The following is a 2,195-nucleotide window of genomic DNA, read 5'->3' on the forward strand; positions in this document are numbered from 1 at the left end:
ACCTTGCACATCGACAACCTCAAGGGCGAAAACGCCCACCACCAGGCTGAAACCGTGTTCAAGGCCTTTGCCCGCGCGCTGCGCATGGCGCTGGAGATCGACCCGCGCGCTGCCGGCGTGATTCCTTCGACCAAGGGCTCGCTATAGGCCCTTCCAGCCGATTCAACGCCTTTTAGGGCTCTAGCCCAATAAAGACGTGGGTAAGCAGCTATTAAATTTGTAGCAATAATACATTCTCAATCCTGATGGCAAAACCCAAAACAGTGGCCGTGGTCGACTACGGCATGGGCAACCTGCATTCCGTGTCGCAGGCCGTGCGGCATGTGGCCGCAGGCAGCGGCTTTGAGGTGATGGTCACCTCCAAAGCCGAAGACGTGATGAACGCCGAGCGCATCGTGCTGCCCGGCCAGGGCGCCATTGCCGACTGCATGCGCGAGCTGGCCGACTCCGGCATGCTGGAGTCGGTGCTGCACGCCGCGGCCCACAAGCCACTGTTTGGTGTCTGCGTGGGCATGCAGATGCTGCTCACCCACAGCGACGAAGGCGTGCCCGGCGACGGCGGCGTGGGGACAAAGGGCCTGAACCTGATCCCCGGCGAGGTCATCAAGTTCGAGCTCGCCGGCCAGGTGCAGCCCGACGGCAGTCGCTACAAGGTGCCGCAGATGGGCTGGAATCAGGTTTACCAAAACGGGGCCGGCACCGCCAAAGCCCACCCGATCTGGGCCGGCGTGCCGGATGGCTCGTACTTTTACTTCGTGCACAGCTTTTACGCCCGGCCGTCGGATGCGCACCACATCGCCGGCGAGACTGACTACGGCGCGCGCTTTACGGCGGCCATTGCACGCGATAATATTTTTGCGACCCAGTTCCACCCCGAGAAAAGTGCCGACCACGGGCTGGCCCTGTACCGCAACTTCCTGCACTGGAACCCCTAGTACCCACAGCCGACTTGGGTCAGACCCGGTACCGGGACGCCGGACTTTTTGTTACCCTGACCAGCCGTATTCTTTTTTTACCGTCTTTTTTACCGTCACATGCTACTTATCCCCGCGATTGACCTGAAAGACGGTCACTGCGTCCGCCTCAAACAGGGCGACATGGATCAATCCACCATCTTCAGCGAAGACCCGGCCGCCATGGCGCGCAGCTGGGTCGACAAGGGCGCGCGCCGCCTGCACCTGGTGGACCTGAACGGCGCCTTTGCAGGCAAGCCGAAGAATGAGGCCGCCATCAAGCAGATACTGGCCGAAGTCGGCAGTGAAATCGACGTGCAGCTGGGCGGCGGCATCCGCGACCTGGACACCATCGAGCGCTACCTGGACGCCGGCCTGCGCTATGTCATCATCGGCACCGCAGCCGTGAAGAACCCCGGCTTCCTGCAAGACGCCTGCACCGCATTCGGCGGCCACATCATCGTCGGCCTGGACGCCAAAGACGGCAAGGTCGCCACCGACGGCTGGAGCAAGATGACCGGCCACGAAGTCATCGACCTCGGCAAGAAATTCCAGGACTACGGCGTCGAATCCATCATCTACACCGACATCGGCCGCGACGGCATGCTCACCGGCATCAACATCGACGCCACCGTCAAGCTCGCCCAGGCGCTGACCATCCCCGTGATCGCTTCCGGCGGCTTGTCGAACATGGCTGACATCGAAAAGCTTTGCGAAGTCGAAGAGGAGGGCGTCGAAGGCGTGATCTGCGGGCGTTCGATTTACAGCGGCGACCTTGACTTTGAGAAAGCACAAGCCCGCGCCGACGAGCTCAACGGCTAGGAGCGCCTATAAATCCGATTCTCAGGTGCGTGGCGGCGTTGCGCGGTGCTCGGAATCCTCATGCACCGCAAGTGCATTCCGGTTCCTGCGCTCCGGGTGCCTTGCCCTGCATCCCGACAATCGAATTTCTAGGCACTCCTAGAGGCATTTCCAACCACCGCCAGTTCCACTACTCCAGATGCTCGCTAAACGAATCATCCCCTGCCTCGACGTCACGGGCGGCCGCGTCGTCAAAGGCGTCAACTTCACCCAACTGCGCGATGCGGGCGACCCGGTGGAAATCGCCGCGCGCTACAACGAGCAGGGCGCTGACGAGCTCACCTTCCTCGACATCACCGCCACCAGCGACGGGCGCGACCTGATCCTGCCCATCATTGAAGCCGTGGCTTCGCAGGTCTTCATCCCCCTTACCGTCGGCGG

Annotated in this window: 3 protein-coding genes and 1 pseudogene; all 4 read left to right on the plus strand. The window is 61.9% G+C overall.

Features of this window, described 5'->3' with window-relative positions; all coding sequences use genetic code 11:
• A pseudogene (locus V6M52_RS05380) lies at window positions 1-147 on the plus strand (imidazoleglycerol-phosphate dehydratase); the annotation flags it as partial.
• A 98-nt stretch (window positions 148-245) separates the two neighbouring features.
• Complete coding sequence (hisH, locus tag V6M52_RS05385; protein ID WP_332700221.1) at window positions 246-935, plus strand: imidazole glycerol phosphate synthase subunit HisH; 690 nt, start codon at window positions 246-248, stop codon at window positions 933-935.
• A gap of 99 nt (window positions 936-1,034) precedes the next feature.
• Window positions 1,035-1,775, plus strand: a complete 741-nt coding sequence (hisA, locus tag V6M52_RS05390) for a 1-(5-phosphoribosyl)-5-[(5-phosphoribosylamino)methylideneamino]imidazole-4-carboxamide isomerase (protein ID WP_332700223.1) — start codon at window positions 1,035-1,037, stop codon at window positions 1,773-1,775.
• A 178-nt stretch (window positions 1,776-1,953) separates the two neighbouring features.
• Window positions 1,954-2,195: HisA/HisF-related TIM barrel protein (locus tag V6M52_RS05395; RefSeq protein ID WP_332700225.1), on the plus strand; the 242-nt coding region annotated here is incomplete at its 3' end.

It is taken from the genome of Devosia sp. (assembly GCF_036676215.1).
In the GTDB taxonomy this organism is placed as follows: domain Bacteria; phylum Pseudomonadota; class Alphaproteobacteria; order Rhizobiales; family Devosiaceae; genus Devosia.